The following is a 20294-nucleotide window of genomic DNA, read 5'->3' as shown; positions in this document are numbered from 1 at the left end:
GGTCCAGGAGGTGACGCCGCTTGACGAACTCGCGCGCCGCCGGGCAGACCGGGAATCCGCCGCCCCTGATACGCATATCGCCTTCCGGAAGCCACTCCGAGGCTGAGGACGCTATCTATCTGGCCGCGCAATACGGGCTCGTACTGGACGAGTGGCAGTGCGAGGTCATGCGCTGCTGGCTGACCGTCGAAGGCGGCCGGTGGGCTGCCACCTCGTGCGGATTGTGCGTCGCTCGACAGCAAGGCAAGTCCGCCTTGTTGGAGGCGCGTTGCTTGTACGGCATGGTCGCACTGGGTGAGCGAATTCTTTTCACCGCGCACGAGGTGAAAACGGCGCGGGCACAGTTCCTTCGCCTTGTCTCGTTTTTCGAGGACAAGCGGTATCCGGAATTGTCCCGCATGGTGAAGCAGATCCGCCGAACGAACGGGCAAGAGGGTATCGAGCTTCGCAACGGCGGACGCGTGGATTTCATCGCACGGTCGAAGTCATCGGGCCGCGGTTTCAGTACGGACCTGATCTTGGCCGACGAGTCTCAACATTTTTCGGCTCTCGCACTGGCCAGCCTGCTTCCGACCGTTTCGGCATCGCGTAACCGTCAGGTCATCTATGTCGGCACCGTTCCCGGTCCATCGGCCGAGGGGGAGGTCTTCACCAAACTTCGGGCGTCCGCGCTGGAGGGAAGCAATCCACGGGTGTGCTGGCTGGAATGGGCCGCACCCGAAGGCAGTGACCTGGATTCGGTCGAAGTGTGGAAGGCCGCGAATCCGGCTGCCGGTATACGGCTGGAAGTCGAGACCATCGCCGATGAACGCGCCGCGATGGATGACGAGACTTTCATGCGAGAACGGCTCGGAATGTGGATCGCGAAAAGTACGGGCGCGGTGATCGATCCGGAATCCTGGCGACTCCTGGCGGACGGCACGTCGCAGGTTCTCGACCCGATCGCGGTTGCTGTGGATATCAGCCCGGACCGCTCGCAAGCATCCATCGCAATTGCGGGCGCACGCCGCGACGGGCTGTATCACGTGGAAATCGTAGACAATCGGCGTGGAACCGATTGGCTCGCACCGAGACTCGCCGCGCTGGTGGCGCAGTGGGGGCCGTGTGTGGTGATCGCGGACGGCCCCGCCGCAACGGTGATCCCGGAATTGGATCACCTGGGGGTTCCGGTGGTGCGAACAACTCTGAGCGAATTCGGGTTGGCGTGTGGGCTTTTCTATGACTACGTGTACTCGGCGCGGCTGCGGCATGTGAATCAACCGATTCTGTCGGAATCGGTGGACGTGGCGAGGAAGCGGCCGGTGGGTGATCTGTGGGCGTGGGGCCGGAAGGACTCGACCGCGGATATCACCCCGACCGTGGCCGTGACGTTGGCGCTGTACGGGTTCCTTGACGCGCGACCGGCGCGTAGGCGGTTGGGTCGGGGTGGGGGGAAGGTGTTGGTGCTGTGAATCTGTCGACGCTCGGGCTTTTATCGGATGACGAGCAGCAGCAGTTCAATCGGGTGTGGTTGCTGATCGAACGGCACGAGATCGCGAACCGCACGGCGAAGGCGTATTACGAGGGGCGGCAACGGGTCCGGTCGCTGGATATCGCTATTCCCCGCCGTATCGCACCGTTGGTCCACACCGTGGTCGGGTGGGCCGGGGTCGCTGTGGACGTGCTGGATGAGCGCCTGGATTGGCTCGGTTGGGTCGAACAGGGCGCAGACTACGGGCTGACCGAGATCTACCGGCGGAACGAGTTGGACACTGATTCCAGCCTCGCGCACGTCGATTCGCTCGTGTACGGGTGCGACTTCATCACCGTTGGCACCGGCGACGACGTACACCCGCTGATCACAGTCGAATCGCCGCTGCACATGTCCGGCATCCGGGACGTGCGCACACGGCGGCTGTCGGTGGCCGTGTCCCGGTACTGGGACGACGATCGGAAGGTGTACACATCGGCTCGGCTGTATCTGCCGGATCAGACGGTCTACCTCGAGCGCGGCGAGCTGGGCGCAGGACCGTGGCGGGTCTATGACCGCGACCAACACAATCTGGGCCGATTGCCCGTGGTGCAGATGGCGAACCATCCCACGGCGTCAAGGCCATTCGGGCGCAGCGAGATCACGCGCGGCGTGCGGGGCCTGGTGGACAACGCGGTGCGGACCTTGGGCGCGATGGAGCTGAACCGTGAATTCTTCAGTGCCCCGAGGCTTTGGGCTACTGGTGTGGCGCCCGAGCAGTTCGCGAAGGCGGACGGTAGCGCGGTAACCGGGTGGGAAGCCGTGATCGGGCGCATGATGGCCATCCCGCACGACGAGGACAGCCCTGATGCGAAACCGGCGGTCGGGCAATTCGAGCAAGGCCGGCCGGGACCATATCTCGATTACCTTCGCGGCCTGGCGCAGCTCCTGTCCGCTGAAACGGCGATTCCACCGATGATGTTGGGGTTCGCGACCGACACCGCAGCGTCCGCGGACGCCATCCGGGCAATGGAATCGCGGTTGGTCAAGCGCGCCGAACGCCGTCAGCTGATGTTCGGCCGGGCCTGGCGGGAAGTCGGCCGTCTCGCCCTACTGATCCGTGATGGCGCGATCCCTGCCGACTACGACCGAGTAGTGGGGCTGGACTGGCGCGACGCGGCCACACCGACGATGGCCGCCGAAGCCGACTCGACAACAAAACTGGTCCAGGCACAGATTCTTCCAGCCAGCTCGCCGGTGACATGGCGGCGTATCGGGCTCACCGAGATCGAGCAACGCCAAGTCGAGCAAGACCTCCGGCGGGGCCGCGTGCAGCAGCTCGTTGCCGGACTACCGGGCGCGGCGGCGCATGTCCAGGCGACGAAACCCGATGTGGCGCAGGCGGCTATGCGGAGCGGCAGCGTGAGCACAGGCGATTCTGCGGGGAATCAAACGGCATGACCGCGGTCAGTGATATCCGGGTACCACTCGCTCAGTTGAACGTGGTTATGGCCGGTGACCTGCACGCGGTGTGGAACGAGGTGGGCGGCGGTACTTCCGCGAAGGGCTGGAAGCACGCCTTCTACGAGCGGTATCCCTCCACGGTGTATCCGTACCTGTCGGCGGCCGGTGACCTCACCGTGGACTGGTACAACCGGCTCGCGCCGGACCTGGACTACCGCGCGATACCCGCTGAGATGCCCGCGCCGGAGGCACTACAGCCCGGTGTCGCCTGGGCTCTGGGCAAGGACGCCGTATGGGATCTGATTCTCGGGGTCGGTCAACGGCATCTGTACCAGCAGCAGCGAACGACGGTGTTGGACAACACCGTTCGTGAGCAGGTGGGGGCGATCCGCTACGCGGCACCGGCCGCGTGCTGGTTCTGCCGGATGATCGCCACCCGAACCATTGTGTACGCCTCCGAAGAACGAGCTTCATTCAGCGCGCACACCAATTGCCGCTGCGTGGGTTATCCACTGCGAAAAGATGTCGAAATCCCTCACATGCCCGACCTGGGCGAGTGGGAACAGCAATACATCGAGGCATCCCGACTCGCGGGGGCGACAGATCGAAAGTCATTGGGAAAGGCGTACCGGGAACTCGGCTACGCCTAGAACAATCCGGTGAGGGGGTGATAGGGATGCTCGCTGTGTTGCTCGACGTTATCAAGCTGATCGGTGATCTGGGACCGCTCGTGCGGCCACTTTTGGGACTGTAGCAGCCGAGGGGTTTCCTTCTGCGCTCACAGACGGTATCTGAAAATAGGAACACATGCTTCGAATCGGTAGCCTTTGTTCGGGCTATCTCGGGTTGGATATGGCCGTGGAAACGATCTTCGCTGATACAGAACTGGTCTGGGTCGCGGACATCGACCGCAACGCGATCAAACTGCTCGGACACCGCGCGCCCAACATTCCGAACCTCGGCGATGTCAAACAAATCGACTGGAACGCGGTACCGCCGATCGATATCTTGACGGCCGGTTATCCATGTCAGCCGTTCTCTACCTCGGGGCGGCGGAAAGGAGAAAATGACCCGCGCCATCTCTGGCCCTACATCTATCAAGCCATTCGCGTACTACGACCGAGAATCACGCTGCTGGAAAACGTGGCAGGACATCGAAGCAAGGGATTCGATACGGTACTCGGGGACCTTGCCGAGATCGGGCTATCTGCGCAATGGGTCTCTGTACGAGCATCTGATGTCGGAGCGCCGCACAGGCGCGAAAGAGTCTTCATTGCTATTACCGACCCTGCCTGCGGATTCGCCGAATGGAAACGCGCCGGCCCAGAATCGCCTATTGCCGACTCCAGCGGCATCGGAGGCGGTCGGCGGGGGGAGCCCGATAGCGGTTCGTGTTCGACAGGATCACCAAATTCGACTGATCGACGTGGCGAAAACGCTTGGGGTGAGTTCCTGCCCGCTGTGCAGGAATGGGAACGTCGCACACGTCCGGCACCGTGGATCGCTGAGCCCAACAGAAACGGACAGCCTCGGCTGTCGCCCCGCTTCGTGGAGTGGATGATGGGGTTACCTGCGGGCTGGGTAACCGCCCCCGAACTCGGATTGCCCTACTACGGGCAGCTACATCTACTCGGCAACGGCGTAATACCGCCGCAAGCCGCGCACGCGATTGCGCTGCTGCTCGACATGATCGCCATCGGTTCTACTGAAAACCCTTGCGGCTAGTCGATTCTGCGCAGATCTACGCGGCACGTACGGCGGTCAACAGTACGGATTCAATGTGCTGACGAGCAGGAAACGGAAAGAAGGTGTCTGCTATGGCGGATGAGATCGGGTCGGATAGCGCCGCTGCTGAAAATGAGGGGACAGCAGCGTCGTTTACTCCGATCGAATCGCAAGAAGCGCTTGACCGAATCATTGGTGAGCGCGTCGCGCGTGAACGAAACAAGTACGCCGACTATGACACCTTGCGGGACAAGGCTGCGAGGTATGACGCGGCCGAGGCCGCGAACCTGTCGGAAGTCGAAAAGGCTGTGAAGCGTGCCGAGGTGGCCGAAGCGCGAGCGCGCGACCTCGAGGTCTCGACCGCACGTGCGCAGGTCGCCGCAGCGCGAGGTGTTCCGGCTGGCCTGTTGAGCGGGGGCACGGTCGAGGAGTTCGAGGCGAGCGCGGAGGCGCTGCTCAAATTCCGGGGGGAACAGGCGACTCCGCGGGCACCGAGGCCGGACCCGCGCCAAGGGGCGAGCACCGGTCCGGGGATCTCGGGGGCGAATCTCACGGACTGGCTGCGCGGGGAATTGATCAAGTAGAGCGTTCAATTTTTTGGGGGGAATTGTGGCGGGATACGCCAATGTGCTGGGCAGTGCCCAGCTTTCGGGCGGCTATGGGTCCAATCTCATGCCGCCGCAGGCTATTACGGAGATCTTGCAGGCCGCGCCGAAGGCATCGGCGTTGCTGACGATGGCGAACAAGGTGCAGATGAGCGCGGGTACCGCGCGGCAATCGGTGTTGGGGTCGGCACCGGACGCCTACTGGGTGCGTTCCGAGCCGAAATCGGACAGCAAGTCCGGTATGAAAGAGACCGACTTGCAGGCGTGGGAAGACATCGTGATCACCGCTGAGGAACTGGCGGTCGTGGTGCCGATCCCGGACAACGTGGTCGCCGATGCCCGCATAGATTTGTGGTCGCAGGTCGCACCGCGTGTCGCCGAGGCGATCGGCCGGAAGCTGGACCAGGCAGGCATTTTCGGCGCGGACATGCCGGTGAGCTTCGGTACGAGCCTCCTGGCCGGCGCGATTGCCGCAGGAAACGTCATCACACGCAACCGCGACATCCCGGTGTCCACATCCGGAACTGGTGCCAACGCCGCGTCGACCAGCCGCAAGTCGGATCTCGGTGAGGATGTCGCCGAGGCCGGTAAGCGGCTGCGTAAGCAGGGGTACGGCATCAGCGGGTTCGCCAGCGCCCCAGGAATCGAATGGGAACTGATCGGTCTCCGTAACGGCCAGGGCACACCGATCTATGTTCCCTCGCTCGCGGCTGGCACGCCGAGCACGCTGTACGGCAAGCCGATGGGCGAAGTGGACAACGGTGCGTGGGATGACGCCCAGGCCAGCATCATTGCGGCGGACTGGTCGAAAGTGGTCGTCGGCATCCGTCAGGACATCGAATATCGCATTTTCTCCGAGGGTGTGATTACCGACGCCGCCGGAAAGGTCTTGTTGAACCTCATGCAGGCCGATAGCAAGGCGATGCGGGTGACCTTCCGCGCGGGGTTCGTGGTCGCGAATCCACTGACCGCGTTGCAGAAGGACAAGACCAAGCGCTACCCGGCTGCGATCGTCAAGTAGCCGCGAACCTTTGAGGGAGTGAGGCTTTGGCGATCACCTTCGATATCGCCGCCGATCTCGAACCGTTCTCGCCGGGGCTGGACAAGGCCAAAGTGGCGCTGATGGTGGCGGATGCCGTGGCTACTGCCGGTGTGGTGGCTCCGTGCTTGCGGGACATGGCCGTCACTGCGCCGGAGTATCCGGCCGCCAAGGCTCTCATCCGCGGGGCGATCCTGCGTTGGCTGGACACGGGCTCCGGTGCGGCGGTGCAGGTTTCGGCCGGTCCGTACTCGCAGACGCTCGATACGCGGCAGCAACGTCGTTCGATGTTCTGGCCTTTGGAGATCTCCGATCTCCAGAAGCTGTGCCGGGCGCGGCGCGCGTCAGCGTTCACGATCGACATGACTCCTGTCTATCCGGATCGACCGATGGATCTGAGCGGGGTACGGGTGGTGAATGGGCCGGACGACTGCGACAACTTCGCCGGATTCGACTACTAGCGAGGGGTGGAAGCGTGGCGTTGTTTCCGTTGCGGTACAGCGTGGAGGTGCTCCCGGTTGCGGATGGCCCGGAGCGTGACGGGCGCGGCGCCCTGAAAAGGACGTGGGGGCCACCGATCGCTCAGCGTGTGTACGGGCTCGGTCCGGCTCAGTCGCAACGTTCGGTGATGGGCACCGGGGAAGCGAAAACCGTTGGCCCGAACCGGCTCGTGATCACCCACGAGCTGTACGTACCACCGGGGTTCGGGTGCAAGCCGTTCGACCGGGTGCGCGGGTTCGGTTGGCAATTCGAGGTTTTCGATTGGCCGCAGGATTTCGGCACCGGGCCGTTCGCCTTCACGCCGGGGCTTGTGGTGCATCTGCGCAGAGTGGAGGGCTGATGCGGATCAAATGGAATATCGGTGGGTTCCGCACGTTGCGTGCCGCGCCGGGTGTTCGCGCCGATCTGGAGGCACGCGCGAAGCGGGTCCAGGAGGCGGCCACCGCGAGCGGGAACGGGGGTCAGTACGTCGTGTACAGCCAGCAGGGGCGGGCGGCCCCACAGGGCCGCTGGCGGACCTCGGTGACGACCGCGGACCCACATGCGATGGCGCACGAAGCGAAACACGGTGGGGCGACGTTGATCTCGGCTCTGGAAGCGGGCCGATGAACGCACGCAAGCCCGCGCTGCTCGTGGCGCGAGCGCTGCTGGTGGCGCAGCTCGGGAATGTCCCGGTGCTGACCGATATCGATATTCAACGCCCGAATCGGTTCGTGCGGATCACGCGGGTCGGCGGCCCGCGCCTGACCAAGGTGACCGACGGTCCGATGATCCTCGCCGAGTGCTGGGACGTCCGCAGCGCGGAAGCGCTGGCCGGGGAGGTGGCCGATATTTTCGAGCTGGCACCGGGCCGATACGTGAATTACACGGGTGACGACGGGAAGCCCGCTCATGCCTGGATTTCTTCGTGGCATGAGGTCGGCGGTCCGGTGCGGCACCCGGACCCGGATGTGCTCTCACAGGACCGGTGGACGCTTACAGTGCGTCTCGGCATTTCGACAAATGTGTAGCCGAGCGGATGGTTTGCCTGTCGGGTGTTGTGCCCGGTGTTGTTCGGAGATTGATTATTGGAAATCGGGCGCGGGGTGTCCGAGGTTTTTCGGGGGGAATAGTTGCCTACCAATACCGACAAGGTTTATACGCCCGCTCCGGGTGTCAAGGGTGTCGTTTTCGCGGCTCCCTACAGCAAGGAAAATGCCCAGAAAGGGATCGATCTTGCCAAGGATTTCACGAAGGATCTGAATGGGTTGACGTTGGCCGGCACATCGGTGCTCGTCAATCTCGGCGGTTTGTCCGACGCGGGGATCGTGAATGCCGAAGCGAGAGATCACCAGAAGGTGAAAGACTTCAGCGGCTCCGTCATCAGTACGCCGCAGAGCGATTTTTCGTCCACGTTCAAATTGGATTTCGTGGAATCCACTAATTTGGATGTTTTACGTTTGGTCTACGGCGTCGAGAATGTCAAGCCTATCACCAAGGGCGGAACCGGCGCGGATGCGAATACCGTCGTTGCGGTCCAGGTCAATCACACCGCCGCGCCTCTCGCCAATTGGGTTTTCGTCACCGAGACCATCCAGGGGTCGAAACTGCGCCGCCAGGTCATCCCGAAGGGGCAACCGATTACCGTGGGCGACGTGACGCAGGTCTCCAAGGACATTATTCGATACGAGGTGACCGTGGAAGCCTTCGGATTCACCATCGCCGATGGCAGTACCGTGCACGTCGTCGAATATTTGTCGCCCGACGTCTGATTTCCGAATGCTGCTCGGCATGTTCATTTCTGACCGGACCGTGACCCGCTGCCGGGCGGGGTCTCCCGGTCCATCGCATTTGTCACGAGAGGTCTGGTCATGACTGTTTTCATCGTTCCCGAGTCCGAAGGCTCGAAAAAGGGCAACAGGTTCGCTTTTCGCGGCAAGGACGGCGGGCGCATCTATTCGGTTCCGTTTCTCCAGTATCTCTCTGGTGAATCCGCGGCCATGGTCGGCAAAGCGGTGGACGAGAACTGGGATGAGGCGCGGCTCACTCGGGGGCTGATCGGTGTCGAGTGCCCCGCTGCGGCGGACGCGGTACTGAAGATGGCCAATGACCAGGTGATCTCGCTGTCGCGGGCCTGGACCGAGGCGTCCAGCGCGGCCGTGGGGGAATCGGTTGGCTCCGAAAACTCCTGACCGAGTTTCCGGGGCCGATCGAATACGACTTGCTCCGCGCGGGCTACCGTGTGGCGGATATCGGCACCGAACGACTGTCCTGGTCGGAATTCGGCACCCTCATAGCGTTCATGCCGCGAAACGGTGAGAGCGCACTGTATCGCGCCCGCAATCCTCGGTCGTGGTGGTGGACTCAGGAAATGGATTTCCTGGCCGCGATTCTGTACGCGGTTCAGGGCGCGAATTGGCAACGGTCCGGTGGGCAGGGGGAGGCCCCGAAACCGGTGGCACGGCCGAATGATGCTCCGGTCGCAGCCGATCCGGACACGGTGCCGTTGGATCGGATCAACGATGAGTTGGCCGCGCGCCGAAAAGCGTTGATCGGGGAATAGTTGGGGGTGGTTCGTGGCTATCGAGTTGGCTGCGGCGTATGTGTCGATTGTCGCGGACACCAGCAAAATACCCGGACAGGTCAAGGCCGCGCTGGGACTGGCGGAAACCCACGCTACCCGTGCGGGGAATTCTATGGGCAAATCCATGGGTTCTTCGATCGGGTCCGGTGTTTCGGGTGGTCTTCAGTCGGCGGCGTCGGATTGGGTTCGCGGCGGATTTCTCGGTGATATCGGTAGCCGGGCCGGTCACCTGATCTCGAAGGGTTTCAATCAGGTTTTCGATTCCGCTGTCAAGGGCGGTTTCGAGCGTCTGAACATCAAGCAGCAGGCCGAGGCGCAGTTACACGCGCTGGGCAAGAGCAGTATCGAGATCAAGAAACTGATCGGCGAGGCCGATCAGATCGTCAAGGGCACCGCTCTCACTTTGCCCGAGATGCTGCAATCGGCCGCGATGGCATCGGCCGCGGGCGTGCGGTCCGGGGACAAGATGTCCACCTGGCTGCGTGCCTTGGGCGATGCCGCCGTCTATACCCATCAACCGCTGTCCAGGGTCACTCAGATCATGGACAAGGTCGTTTCCCAGGGTCGGGCGTACGGTACCGAGATTCGGCAGCTCGGCATTCTGGGACTGCCGGTCCGCAAATGGCTCGAAGAGTACTCGGGGCTGAGCGGGAAAGCGTTGATGAAGTGGCAGAAGGACGGCAATATCAGTGCCGATGTCCTGGCCGCGATCATCGAAAAGAAGATCGGCGGTGCCGCCAAAACGATGGGCGGCACCGTCAAAACGACCTTTGGCAATCTGCGCAATGCCATAGCCCGCGTGGGCGAAGCGGCCGAAGCGCCCGTGTTCTCGCGAATGACCGGTTGGTTCACGGACTGGTCCAAACGTGTCGACCTGGTGACACCGAAGGTGGCCGTGCTGGCCAAGCGTCTGGACGACCTCGCGGTCAACGAGTGGGGGCCGCGAGCCCTCGGGGTCTTCCGTCAACTGCACGACGGCGCGGGGTTGTTCGGCGGCAAGATCGGCGACACCTTCACAGTTCTGCGCGATACGGTCACCCAGTTGGCACCGGGAGTGCGTCAGCTCGCCGAAGCGAGCCTGAAGGCCGGTGCGGCCGTGGGGGCCGGTGCCTGGAATGTACTGCTGGGCACTCTGCAAACCCTGACACCCCTACTCGGTGGGGTCGTCCGGCTGCTGACCTGGTTCGAGCAACACACCGGCGCGGTGACCGGATTCGTAACGGCCTGGTTGGGCCTGCGCGCTGTCTCGAGCGTCATCGCGGGTCTGGTGCGGCCCATGGCGAACATCGCCGAATCGACGCGAGCATTGGCACGCAGTGGCGGCCTGTCCGGCGCGGGTGCCGTTCTCGGTGGCCGCGCCACCGGCATCGTGTTGGGGGTGACCGGGCTCGGCAAGGTCAACGCGGAGTTGGCGAGGTTGCAGGGGGCCGGGGCGCGTGGCGCCGACGCCGCGACGGCCGCCGCGACGGCGCTCGGGCGGACCGGAACCGCCGCTGAGACCGCGGGACGGAAGGTGCGCGGTGTCACGGCCGGAATCGGTGCTGTCGCAGGCGGATTCCGGGGTCTGCTGGGTGCGGTGGGCGGACCGTGGGGCGCGGCCTTGACTACCGCTACCGTGTTGGGCGCGGGCTCGCTCGAGGGGGCGACCCAAGCCCGATACAACGCCGAGCGGATCCGCGACGCGGCGGTCGACGCAACCAAGGCGGAGGCCGAGCTGGGCGCGGCGATCCAGCGCGCCAACGGCGCGTTCGATGAGCAGGCCAAATCCGCGGCCGGGCGCATGGCGAGTGGTCGACTGGCCGAGGTCACCACGTGGGGCAAAGACGGGCACGCCTGGTACGCGAACGTCGGTCACTGGATCGACAACGCCACGGGAAACGTCTTCGGCCGCAACGACGAGTGGGAACGCGGCTACAACCGGGTGTCGTCTCTCGGCGACCAATACCGGCTGCTGACCTCGACCCTCGCCAAATCCGGGTACAGCCTCGATGATCTGGGTTCGATCCTGTCGGACACCAGATCGAACGCGCTCATCGAGCGGATCACCGCCGACCGGGGCACTGCCGGCGAGGGTTTGGCGGAGACCCTGACACGGGCACGGGATGAGATCCAACGCGCAGCCGATGTCGCCCGCACGTCGACTCCGGGCGTGTACGCGTTGCGTGACGCCATGCGGAGCCTCGCTGACGAGACCGGTACGGCGGGGCGGCGTGCGCAAGCGATGCACAACGCGCTGTCCGCGATGAACGGCGGCTATCGCGATGCCGCCGACGCCGCGCGCGCCCAGCTCGCCGTCGTCGAGCAGATGCGGGCCGAGCCCTGGGCCGCATCAGACGGGCGCGGGGCGGCGTTGCTGAGTGCTGATCAGCAACGTGTCGACCTCGGGCCGGACGCGCTTCCCAACGCGGGACTGCTTCATGACGAGCTGAAGCGGGTCACCGATGCGGCGATCGATGCGGCGGCCAAGGGCGAGAGACTGCCCGAGGTATTCGAACGAGCGAACAGAGCGTTCGATGTGCTGGCGGAGAAGTCGGGCTTGTCCGCGGACAAGCTGCGGGATGTCGCCGCGACGGTCGGATATCTCCCTGCCGATATCGAACTCATGGTGCGGATGCGGGGCGCGGACGACGTGACCCAACGCATCGGCACGATCCTTCAAATGCTGCACGCCCACGATGGGCAGGCCACGGTCGGGCTCGACTTCCTCACCGATGACGCCAGGAACTCCCTGGCCGGACTCGGTGTCGATATCCAACTGGCGGCGGACAAGAACAAGTGGGTCCTGCGCGCCGATATGGGCGATATCGAAACGGCGATACGGGATTTCAAGCCGGAGCCGGTCACGGTGCCATTGGCACCGGGCTACCCGGATTGGATGAAGTACTACCTGTCGTCGCCGCCATCGCCTCAGGCTCCCCCGCACCCGCGCGCGGGGGGTGGCCCGATCTTCGGGTTGGGCGGTCCCACATCGGATTCGATCCCGGCGTTGCTGTCGGCGGGTGAGCATGTGTGGACCGCTGCGGAGGTGGCTGCGGTCGGCGGCCAGGACGCCATGTACGGGCTGCGGGCGCGGGCCCGCGCGGGCGGGCTGCGGTTCGCTCGGGGCGGCACCCCGACCGGCATCCAGGAAGCGATCAAAGCCGCCCGCGAGGCAGAGGGCATGAAATACGTCCTCGGCGGCGATACCTTGCTGACCGGATTCGATTGCAGTGGCTTCATCGGCTGGCTCCAGCAGATCGCGGAAGGTCTCGGCCGGAACACGCACCGCATCTATACCACCTACACGCTTCTCGACAACCCCGATAGGTTCGGCTTGAAACCGGGCGTGGGACCGGCGGGAACGTACTTCGTGATCGGTGCCGGTCCGGAGCACATGGCCGCCACCATCGCGGGACAGAATGTCGAAGCGGGCGGGAAGCTCGGCACCTCCGGTATCGGCGGGGCCCGCGCCGGTGCCTTCGACGCACAGTTCCCGTTCCGGTTCTATCTGCCGAATGCGCTTGTCGCGGGCTACAACTCGCGCATGTCGGGCGGTCGGGTCATCGAGTGGACCGAGGACGACAAGCTACAGCTCAGCCAGCTCGAGACCGATCTCCAGCAAGCGCGAGAGAAGCGGCAGAAGCTCGACCGCGCACGCTCGAAGGCGACCGACGCCGACAAACGCGACGCGGACCTGAAAATCGAATCGATCCAGCGGAAGATCCGCAAGAAGGAGTGGCAACGTGACCATGTGGGCGACGTCGAAGACGGTTCCCGCATCCCCATGGACCTACCGTTGCCCGACCACGAGTACACCGATCGGGAAACCCGGCAACTCGCGCTCGACAAGGCCGTACAGGACGCCCGCGACAAGTACGAACAGGCATCCGACGACTACGGCCCCGACGACGTGGAAACCAAGCTCGCCGCAGCGGAACTGCAACGGGCGCTGAAGAACCAGGCGCGCGGCACCAGCTCCGACGGCAGCGCCGACCGGCCTACCACACTCAAAGGCGTCCTACAGAAAGCCGGATCGGACCTGGTCGGAGTCGCCTTCGACGCCATCAAGGAGCAACTGTCGCCCGAGATCGGCCAATCCCGATGGTGGAGCGTCGCCGATCAGGGAATCGCCATTGCACGGGACTGGGACAAGTCGAAGGAGGAGGGCGGCAGCGGCGGAGCCGACGCCATCGCCAACGTACGAGCGGCACTCGCGGCGATCAATCCACCCGCCCGCGATCAGGTGGACAAACAGCTCGGCTACAACCCGGCTGCCGGGGTTCCGGAATGGGCGCGCGAAGTACGTAGGCGCACAGCCGTCTACGACTCCGGCGGCTGGCTGGAACCGGGACAGATGGCCGTCAACCTGAGCAACCGGCCCGAGCCCATCTTCAATAGCCCGGCGCAGGTGCGGGCGTTCGCGGGCAACCTCACGGTGCCTCGGGGTGCGGGGGTTTCGCTCGAGGATCTGCACGCGGTGTTGGCGAACCGGCCGAACGTGACTTTCCAAGTGACAGACATTGATTCGGCCATGGCGGCATGGCGGGCCGAGCAGAGACGGCAAGCATTGAGCTTCAGCCGTCGATAGATACAAAGGGGGCGTGTGGCTGACCTGGTGGTCGAACTCGAATCCTGGCGGGGGGACTGGTTCACGTTGTACGGCCCGAATCAGGGCGACCGCGGAGTGGTCCTGGGCGAGAAACCCGAAGGACTGCTGGACGATGAGCCGTTCGAGACACGTTGGTATTCCCACGCTTTCCAGCTCGGGGCCACACCGGACGGCGTCACGGTCAACCGCAAGGATCTGCATCTCGGGGTGGAGATCCTTCCCACCGAGCACGGGTCCTGGGGAGAGAGCTATTCGGGGTGGCGGCGGGCCTGGTCGACAACGCGCGACTCTCGGCTGTGGGTGTCCACCGCGAACTCGCGCCGCTACCTCGCCGGGCGGCTGACCAAGACTCCGGGGTTCAACCCTGAGACCGATCCTTTCGTCCGCCGCCATGGTCGCGTCGAAACATTTGTGACTGCGGGGGATCCGCGCTGGAAAGAACCCGATGCGACAGCGAAATGGGTCAGCACGATCGACACCACGGACGGCAGTTGGGCCTACGGCAAGGTCACGATAGCCAATCCGTGCGACTACCCTATGTGGCTCGTATGGGTAGTGCAGGCGTACGCCGGTGCCAAATATCGGCTACCTGACTACTCGTGGGGCTCGGACCGGCACGAACGCGCCGACGCAGACAAGAACCGAGTCATTCAGCTACCAACACTGATCGCGGGCGAGCATCTGCGGGTGGATACCGATCCTGATACCGCGCAAGTCGTTTCCGACATCGATACCCAGATATATCAGCGGATGAACGGCGTCAGATTCATGTACCCGGTGCCACCGGAAACACGGCCGACGCGAATAGAGGTGGGAGTGTCGGGTGCGCCCGCCGGGGTGGGGGTCCAGGTGCGGTGTCGCCGCAACTGGTCCTCACCATTGCTGATCGGCTGATCCGAGCACCACAAACATTCGTTGGGGGGAACAGCATGGCTACGGCCACGATTCCAACAATCGACTTCGACAAGGTATTCGCGGATATCTCCAGTCGACTCGACGCGGAAATGGAGCGCCGACTCCATACGCCGGAGGTACGCCTGTGGGACGGTGATCTCAACTATCGCGGCACGGTGACAAAGACCATCTCGGCATCGTTTCAAGTGCTGTTGAACGAGACGGGTACGGGTCAGCTGGAAATGCCGCTCGACTATTACCTGTCCAAATGGCTGATCGATGTTCAACAGCGCAAGACCACTGGCGTATTCGTGACCGTCGACAAAGACGGGTCGCGGTGGAGTGGCGCTCTCGATGAACTCCTGGTCATCAAGGACCGCGATGGGAAGCGGTTTGTTCGCCTGATTTTCAAGCATGACTACGAGAATTTGAAACATGTTCTGTGCTGGGTCTGCTCCCCCGCCTGAAAATGGTGGGGGAGCAGACCTCGGCACAAGTCGATGAGCAAATCCATTCACTCCGGCGGAATTTCAGTTTCCGAAACTTTGGCTGGCCTGGGGCAAAGCGCGCTGGGCAGTGAAGACCACGGCAATGGCGCAAATCCGACGGCTGGAACAATCGCTGTGGATGCTGCCGGACAATCCGCTCGACTTTCGGCAGTGGGGCGACTTCGCGGGCCAGAACTGGACCATGATAGTCAAGCCCGATTTGACCCCGGACGAATCTGTCACCGCAGTGGTTCATTCCCGATTCAAAACACTGCACGACGCCACCAAGAACGTCATGAAGGACGCGCAACTCACCTGGGAAGTGCGCCGCTACCTCGACGGGGACGAACCACCGTGGCCGGGGGCGAAGCTCCGGCACGGCTGCTTGGTGATCGATGCCGTAGACCACTCCGGCGCGCGAACCGGCACCGCGTTCGGCGGAGACGTATTCACCGGACTACGCCACGAGAAGATCATCACGACACCGGACGGAAAATGGGACGCGGTCGACAAGGCACCGGACCCGAATATGCCGACCGAATACTACCGACCGGGATGGCAAGGCACCCTCGCGGCCGTTCCGGGAATCATCTACCACGAAAACGAATACGGTGCCGTACAAACATCGGAGTACTCGTGGAAACCGGCATCCGATGTTCAGGTAGTCGCCGGTGGTTCCTCGATGCCGGGCGTGAACGAAGGCATCTCGGCGGCAATAAAACTGGCGGGATCACTGCTCGCCCTCATTCCGGGGGTGCCCGATCTCGGAAATGTCGCAGACACGATTCTGCACCCCATCTACAGCAACGTCTTCATGGCATTCGGTGCGTGGAAAGATGCGGACAGAATCGCCCGCCTCGGCCAATTCCATCTGAAGGAAAGATTCGGCCCGAACGGCGACAAAGCCTACACAATCGCCTGGCTGCTGGCCATGCGAACGGCGCTCTGGGAAACACGCGAAACAACACGACTGAAAGTCACGATCGAAGACGGGGCCGGAGGGTGGCGCGTAGGCCAGAACGGGCACGGCCACTACTACATCGGATCACGCATAGGCGTGGCAGCACTGGGGCTTCCACCCGGTCAGATCAACATCGAACGCGTATCGGAGCTGACATTAGAATGGTCACGGGACCAAGCCCCGAAATGGCATATCGTCCTCGGCGAGCGGGAACCGGAGGACCCGGTCGTCAAGGCATGGGAACAATTCCAGGAGATATTGGGAATTTTGCGTGATCTCGGGGTGCTCGGGTAATGCGTCTGCCGACACAGGAAAATTGCGATCCGGAAGATCCGAAAGAGGCGTACCAATGGGCTTTCGTCTGCCTGCCGTTCTATGGGACAACGCCACTGATCGTGCAGCCCGAAGCCCGCGCCGAATGGTCGGAACTCTTCTGGGACTTGGGATTCCGGCACCACCCGGAATTGCAGACGAAGAAGATTCGGCCGCCCTGGCGCGGCCAGCAACACGCCCTGAATCCGTCCATGCAGGTGGTCGGTATCGATGAACCCGACACCGAGCCCATCAGCATCCCCGATCCAGCCGAATACACCGTGCACGAACAAGAGGTCATGCTCGAGCGCTTGCGGCAGCTCGGCCGGATCGGTGATCGACCGACCGCGGCCGAAGGCGCGGAAGTCGTGGGTCCGCAGTTCAACCCGGCGGATCACTCGGTGTCATTCGTCCTCGGCTATTTGATGAACGCGTCGCCCGGTGAGCGGCGTCGAGTGATAGCGACCGAGATGACCGGAAAGCGCCGTGACGGGATCATGCGCCGCTACCCCGGCGTTTAGAAGGAGGTGACCAGTCCATGACCATGCCGGGCCAGAACGCGCCGGACGGGGCCTGGACCCTCGGTAGTAGATACGGGCAGGGCATCACCGAAGCGGACGTGCGAAAGTTGCTGCGCGGCAACGTCCTCGGCGGGTATCAGGATGCCCAAACCGGCATCAAGCAGGTCAACGACGGCATCACAAACCGGCTCAATGACTTTCGGGACAGCCAGCTCGACTTCAACAACCGGCTGGACCTACTCGAAGGCGTGTCCGGGTATTGCAGCCTATTCTTGTCCGCCAACTGGCAGCTCGCGGGCGGCGCGTACCGGCGACTCCCGTTCGACTCCCAGCTCGGCCCCCGGAAGGGAACTGAGTTGGCGCAGAACGGGATTCGACTGCTGAGTAAGGGACTCTGGCGCGCGGACGCGCATCTGACATGGCGGCCCGCGCCGAGCGGGTGGGGGCAGAGCAACACGGCCGGTCAAACGAAAATCGTGGTGCTGTATGCCGATAGCGGCGCGGTGTACACGGAGAAGGAATTCGACGGCGTGATCACGCCGTATGGTCCCGAAACCTGCGCTTTCTCCCACACATTCGTCATTCCCGAAGACCAGAAATTCGTTGTGCAGTGTCATGCCGCACATCCGAAGGATTGGCATTGGATCGACGGCGGGACCGTGAAATCGGCGTTGTCGGTGAACAAGTGGGACTCGCGCACCGACAACAACGTGCAAGCGCCGACCGTGCCGGATGGTGGGGTGCTGTCGTGACCACACCATCGGGCAACCGCCCGGACGGTGCCTACACGATCGGCAGTCGGTTCGGTGCCGACCAGACCGAGGACGGGACCCGTCAACAGATGGGGCTACCGATCAAACAGGCGTGGCAAGGCGCGCAGGACACGTTCCGGAAGCAGTGGAGAGCCAACGACGATGGATTGGCGTCGGTGCTGAATGGGCAAGCGGCGCTGTCGAATCGGCTGGACCTCCTGCGTGGGGTATCGGGGTTCGCGTCCGCGTACCTCGGGCGGAACTGGAGTGTGCGGGCCGGTGCGAAAGTGGTGCTTCCGTTCGACACCGGCGTCGGCCCCGTCAAGCACGCTGGTGTCGTCAAGCCGAGCGGAGACAAGTCGGGTTGGCTGGTCCTGAAAGCCGGTGGCCTGTGGCGAGTGGATACCCATCTGACGAGTGTCGGGCATACCACGAACGAACTGATCGTTCCTATCGCGACCCCGCCCTACTTCATTGTGTTGATCAGCTACGACCCGATCGCCCCCGTTTACTGGATCGAGGTCTTCAACGGCAAAGGCGATCTGCTGACCGTCCGACAATGCGACGCGCTGACCAACGTCGCCGTATACAGCGCGCAACTGTTCACGATCGTCTCCACACCATTCACCACGACATTCGCGCACACGGTCGTATTGGATGACATGCCACCGGAGAACGATCCTGCGGCACCGGAAAGTTGGGCATACGTGCGGGTGACCATGCGATACGACGGCATCGCCTCCACTCGAGGGGCGGCCGTGTCGGTCGCGGAGTGCAATCTGCGGGGCGGCTCAGTGATGTCCGGATTGACCGCAACCCGCTGGTCGAAAGACGCAACGAACAAGATCTACACACCATCGGTACCTGATGGGGGGAAGCTGCAATGACTCGATACATGCCACTGGCAGAGGGCACCTACACACTCGCCTCCGGATTCGGACCGCGCTGGGGCACGCTCCACTATGGCCTCGACTTCGCAGCGGCCGATGGCACTCCCATCTACGCCGCGCAGGCCGGCACCGTGGCGTATATCGGTGCGGCACAGGGTTTCGGGCAGTGGATCGTTCTCGACCATCCCGAGTCCGCGGGCGGCGGCGCCACGGTCTACGGGCACATGTGGGACGCGTACGCGACCGGTTTGTCGGTTGGCGATTGGGTGGACGCGGGCCAGGTGATCGCCTACGTCGGCAGTGCTGGGGAATCCACTGGTCTGCATTGCCATTTCGAGGTGCATCCATCGGTGTGGCGCGCCGGGTCGCAGATCGATCCGGCACCGTGGCTCGAAGGAGCGACTGAACCCGGTACCCGACCATTGGCGCAGAAGGGGGACCCGATGACGCACTACGGTATCGACATCTCCGGTTGGCAAGCCGGAATCGATCTCGCGCGGGTCGCGCGGGAAGGGTTCGCCTTTGTGTTGGCGAAGGCCAGCCAGGGTACGGACTATGTGAGCCCGGAGTACACAACCCAGCGCGACCAGGCCGCCGACGCGGGCCTGTTGTTCGGCGCGTATCACTACGTGTCCCAGGAGGATGCGGCCGCGCAGGTCGACAACTACGAACGCGTCGAACCGAACCGCGCCTATCCAGTGATGCTCGACCACGAAGAAGGCTCCGGAGACATCTCCACCCTGCGCGCGGTGTGCGCCGAATTCCGGGCGCGCGGGTACGTCGTGAATCTGGTGTACCTGCCCCAGTGGTACTGGCGCGATCACATCGGTTCCCCGGATCTCGCGGGCCTGCCGCCGTTGATGGCGTCGAGCTACGTGCTCGGTGGCGGGTTGCCCGCGTCCGTGCTGTATCCGGGTGATGACGATTCCCGCTGGACAGGGTACGGCGGAAACACCGTAGCCATCCTGCAATTCAGCGACCGGGGACAGGTAGCAGGCATGACTTTGGACGTGAATGCATTCCGCGGTTCACGCAACGATTTAGCCGAGCTGTTCGGCAGACAACAAGAGGGGGAAGAGATGGCGGCATCCGAAGACATCCTGGCGGCGGTCCGCGACATTCGCGCACAGCTCACCGGCAGTCCGAACGTGGGCGAGTATCCGGGCTGGGCACAGCTCGGGAGCAAGGACGGCGCTCCCATGACCCTGGTCGATTCGATCGGCGATATCCGCACCAGACTCGCGGCACTCGAAACCGCGATGGCGGCGGCAGCGAGTCACGGCGAAGGAGCGTCGGCATGAACCAGGCCACCCAGGTACAGCACGGTTGGCGGGCCACGGCACGAACCGCGGTCGCGGTACTCGTCGCGCTGCTGTCAGTGATACCCGTCCTGCTGACCACAACCGGCGTCGACCAAACCGTGTACGGCGCGCAGGTACTCGCTGTGACGGCGCTCATCACTCGATTGATGGCGCTTCCGGCGGTTGACGCGGTCATCGAGACCTACGCACCGTGGTTGGCCGCGCGCCCGGTCCGGTAGG

General features: G+C 63.6%; 22 protein-coding genes. All 22 read left to right on the top strand.

Features of this window, described 5'->3' with window-relative positions; genetic code table 11:
- Window positions 1-20 precede the first annotated feature (20 nt).
- Window positions 21-1451, top strand: a complete 1431-nt coding sequence (locus D5S18_RS03035; RefSeq protein WP_147403834.1) for a terminase large subunit domain-containing protein — start codon at window positions 21-23, stop codon at window positions 1449-1451.
- Window positions 1448-2911, top strand: a complete 1464-nt coding sequence (locus D5S18_RS03030; RefSeq protein ID WP_120037730.1) for a phage portal protein — start codon at window positions 1448-1450, stop codon at window positions 2909-2911. Before D5S18_RS03035 ends, D5S18_RS03030 begins: the two co-directional genes overlap by 4 nt.
- Window positions 2908-3564 carry a VG15 protein gene (locus D5S18_RS03025; protein WP_120037728.1) on the top strand — a complete coding sequence of 219 codons (657 nt, stop codon included), beginning with the start codon at window positions 2908-2910 and terminating at the stop codon, window positions 3562-3564. Before D5S18_RS03030 ends, D5S18_RS03025 begins: the two co-directional genes overlap by 4 nt.
- Before the next feature lie 157 nt (window positions 3565-3721).
- Window positions 3722-4639 carry a DNA cytosine methyltransferase gene (locus D5S18_RS03020; RefSeq protein WP_120037726.1) on the top strand — a complete coding sequence of 306 codons (918 nt, stop codon included), beginning with the start codon at window positions 3722-3724 and terminating at the stop codon, window positions 4637-4639.
- 92 nt (window positions 4640-4731) lie between these two features.
- The gene (locus tag D5S18_RS03015) at window positions 4732-5223 is read left to right on the top strand and encodes a hypothetical protein (protein ID WP_120037724.1); all 492 of its coding nucleotides are present in this window, start codon (window positions 4732-4734) and stop codon (window positions 5221-5223) included.
- Between the two features lie 25 nt (window positions 5224-5248).
- The gene (locus D5S18_RS03010; RefSeq protein WP_120037722.1) at window positions 5249-6265 is read left to right on the top strand and encodes a phage major capsid protein; all 1017 of its coding nucleotides are present in this window, start codon (window positions 5249-5251) and stop codon (window positions 6263-6265) included.
- 26 nt (window positions 6266-6291) lie between these two features.
- Window positions 6292-6744 (top strand): hypothetical protein, encoded by a 453-nt coding sequence (locus tag D5S18_RS03005; protein WP_203236550.1) that lies wholly within the window; start codon window positions 6292-6294, stop codon window positions 6742-6744.
- 167 nt (window positions 6745-6911) lie between these two features.
- Window positions 6912-7124, top strand: a complete 213-nt coding sequence (locus D5S18_RS03000) for a hypothetical protein (RefSeq protein ID WP_120037720.1) — start codon at window positions 6912-6914, stop codon at window positions 7122-7124.
- Window positions 7124-7393 (top strand): hypothetical protein, encoded by a 270-nt coding sequence (locus D5S18_RS02995; RefSeq protein WP_120037718.1) that lies wholly within the window; start codon window positions 7124-7126, stop codon window positions 7391-7393. Before D5S18_RS03000 ends, D5S18_RS02995 begins: the two co-directional genes overlap by 1 nt.
- Entirely contained in the window at window positions 7390-7794 is a 405-nt protein-coding gene (locus tag D5S18_RS02990) for a hypothetical protein (protein WP_120037716.1), read from the top strand. The genes D5S18_RS02995 and D5S18_RS02990 overlap by 4 nt, the downstream gene beginning before the upstream one ends.
- Before the next feature lie 102 nt (window positions 7795-7896).
- A complete protein-coding gene (locus D5S18_RS02985) occupies window positions 7897-8535 on the top strand; it encodes a hypothetical protein (RefSeq protein ID WP_120037714.1) in 639 nt (212 codons plus the stop codon).
- Window positions 8536-8634: 99 nt separating this feature from the next.
- A complete protein-coding gene (locus D5S18_RS02980; protein ID WP_120037712.1) occupies window positions 8635-8955 on the top strand; it encodes a hypothetical protein in 321 nt (106 codons plus the stop codon).
- Between the two features lie 50 nt (window positions 8956-9005).
- The gene (locus tag D5S18_RS02975; RefSeq protein WP_120037710.1) at window positions 9006-9326 is read left to right on the top strand and encodes a hypothetical protein; all 321 of its coding nucleotides are present in this window, start codon (window positions 9006-9008) and stop codon (window positions 9324-9326) included.
- A gap of 13 nt (window positions 9327-9339) precedes the next feature.
- Window positions 9340-13914: a tape measure protein gene (locus D5S18_RS02970; RefSeq protein ID WP_147403833.1), complete on the top strand. Its 4575-nt coding sequence runs from the start codon at window positions 9340-9342 to the stop codon at window positions 13912-13914.
- A 15-nt stretch (window positions 13915-13929) separates the two neighbouring features.
- Entirely contained in the window at window positions 13930-14829 is a 900-nt protein-coding gene (locus D5S18_RS02965) for a phage tail protein (RefSeq protein ID WP_120037707.1), read from the top strand.
- Window positions 14790-15296, top strand: a complete 507-nt coding sequence (locus D5S18_RS35545; RefSeq protein ID WP_239003514.1) for a Gp37-like protein — start codon at window positions 14790-14792, stop codon at window positions 15294-15296. The genes D5S18_RS02965 and D5S18_RS35545 overlap by 40 nt, the downstream gene beginning before the upstream one ends.
- Before the next feature lie 82 nt (window positions 15297-15378).
- Window positions 15379-16572, top strand: a complete 1194-nt coding sequence (locus D5S18_RS02960) for a Gp37-like protein (RefSeq protein ID WP_500797134.1) — start codon at window positions 15379-15381, stop codon at window positions 16570-16572.
- Window positions 16572-17111: a phage gene 29 protein family protein gene (locus D5S18_RS02955; protein ID WP_120037705.1), complete on the top strand. Its 540-nt coding sequence runs from the start codon at window positions 16572-16574 to the stop codon at window positions 17109-17111. Before D5S18_RS02960 ends, D5S18_RS02955 begins: the two co-directional genes overlap by 1 nt.
- Before the next feature lie 17 nt (window positions 17112-17128).
- Window positions 17129-17863, top strand: a complete 735-nt coding sequence (locus D5S18_RS02950) for a hypothetical protein (RefSeq protein ID WP_120037704.1) — start codon at window positions 17129-17131, stop codon at window positions 17861-17863.
- Window positions 17860-18750 (top strand): hypothetical protein, encoded by an 891-nt coding sequence (locus D5S18_RS02945; protein ID WP_120037702.1) that lies wholly within the window; start codon window positions 17860-17862, stop codon window positions 18748-18750. Before D5S18_RS02950 ends, D5S18_RS02945 begins: the two co-directional genes overlap by 4 nt.
- The gene (locus tag D5S18_RS02940) at window positions 18747-20054 is read left to right on the top strand and encodes a peptidoglycan DD-metalloendopeptidase family protein (protein WP_120037700.1); all 1308 of its coding nucleotides are present in this window, start codon (window positions 18747-18749) and stop codon (window positions 20052-20054) included. The genes D5S18_RS02945 and D5S18_RS02940 overlap by 4 nt, the downstream gene beginning before the upstream one ends.
- Window positions 20051-20293, top strand: a complete 243-nt coding sequence (locus tag D5S18_RS02935) for a hypothetical protein (RefSeq protein WP_120037698.1) — start codon at window positions 20051-20053, stop codon at window positions 20291-20293. The genes D5S18_RS02940 and D5S18_RS02935 overlap by 4 nt, the downstream gene beginning before the upstream one ends.
- Window position 20294 lies beyond the last annotated feature (1 nt).

It is taken from the genome of Nocardia panacis, from assembly GCF_003598715.1.
In the GTDB taxonomy this organism is placed as follows: domain Bacteria; phylum Actinomycetota; class Actinomycetes; order Mycobacteriales; family Mycobacteriaceae; genus Nocardia; species Nocardia panacis.
The sequence above is the reverse complement of the archived record's forward strand: the minus strand, read 5'-3'. Positions and strand labels throughout refer to the sequence as shown.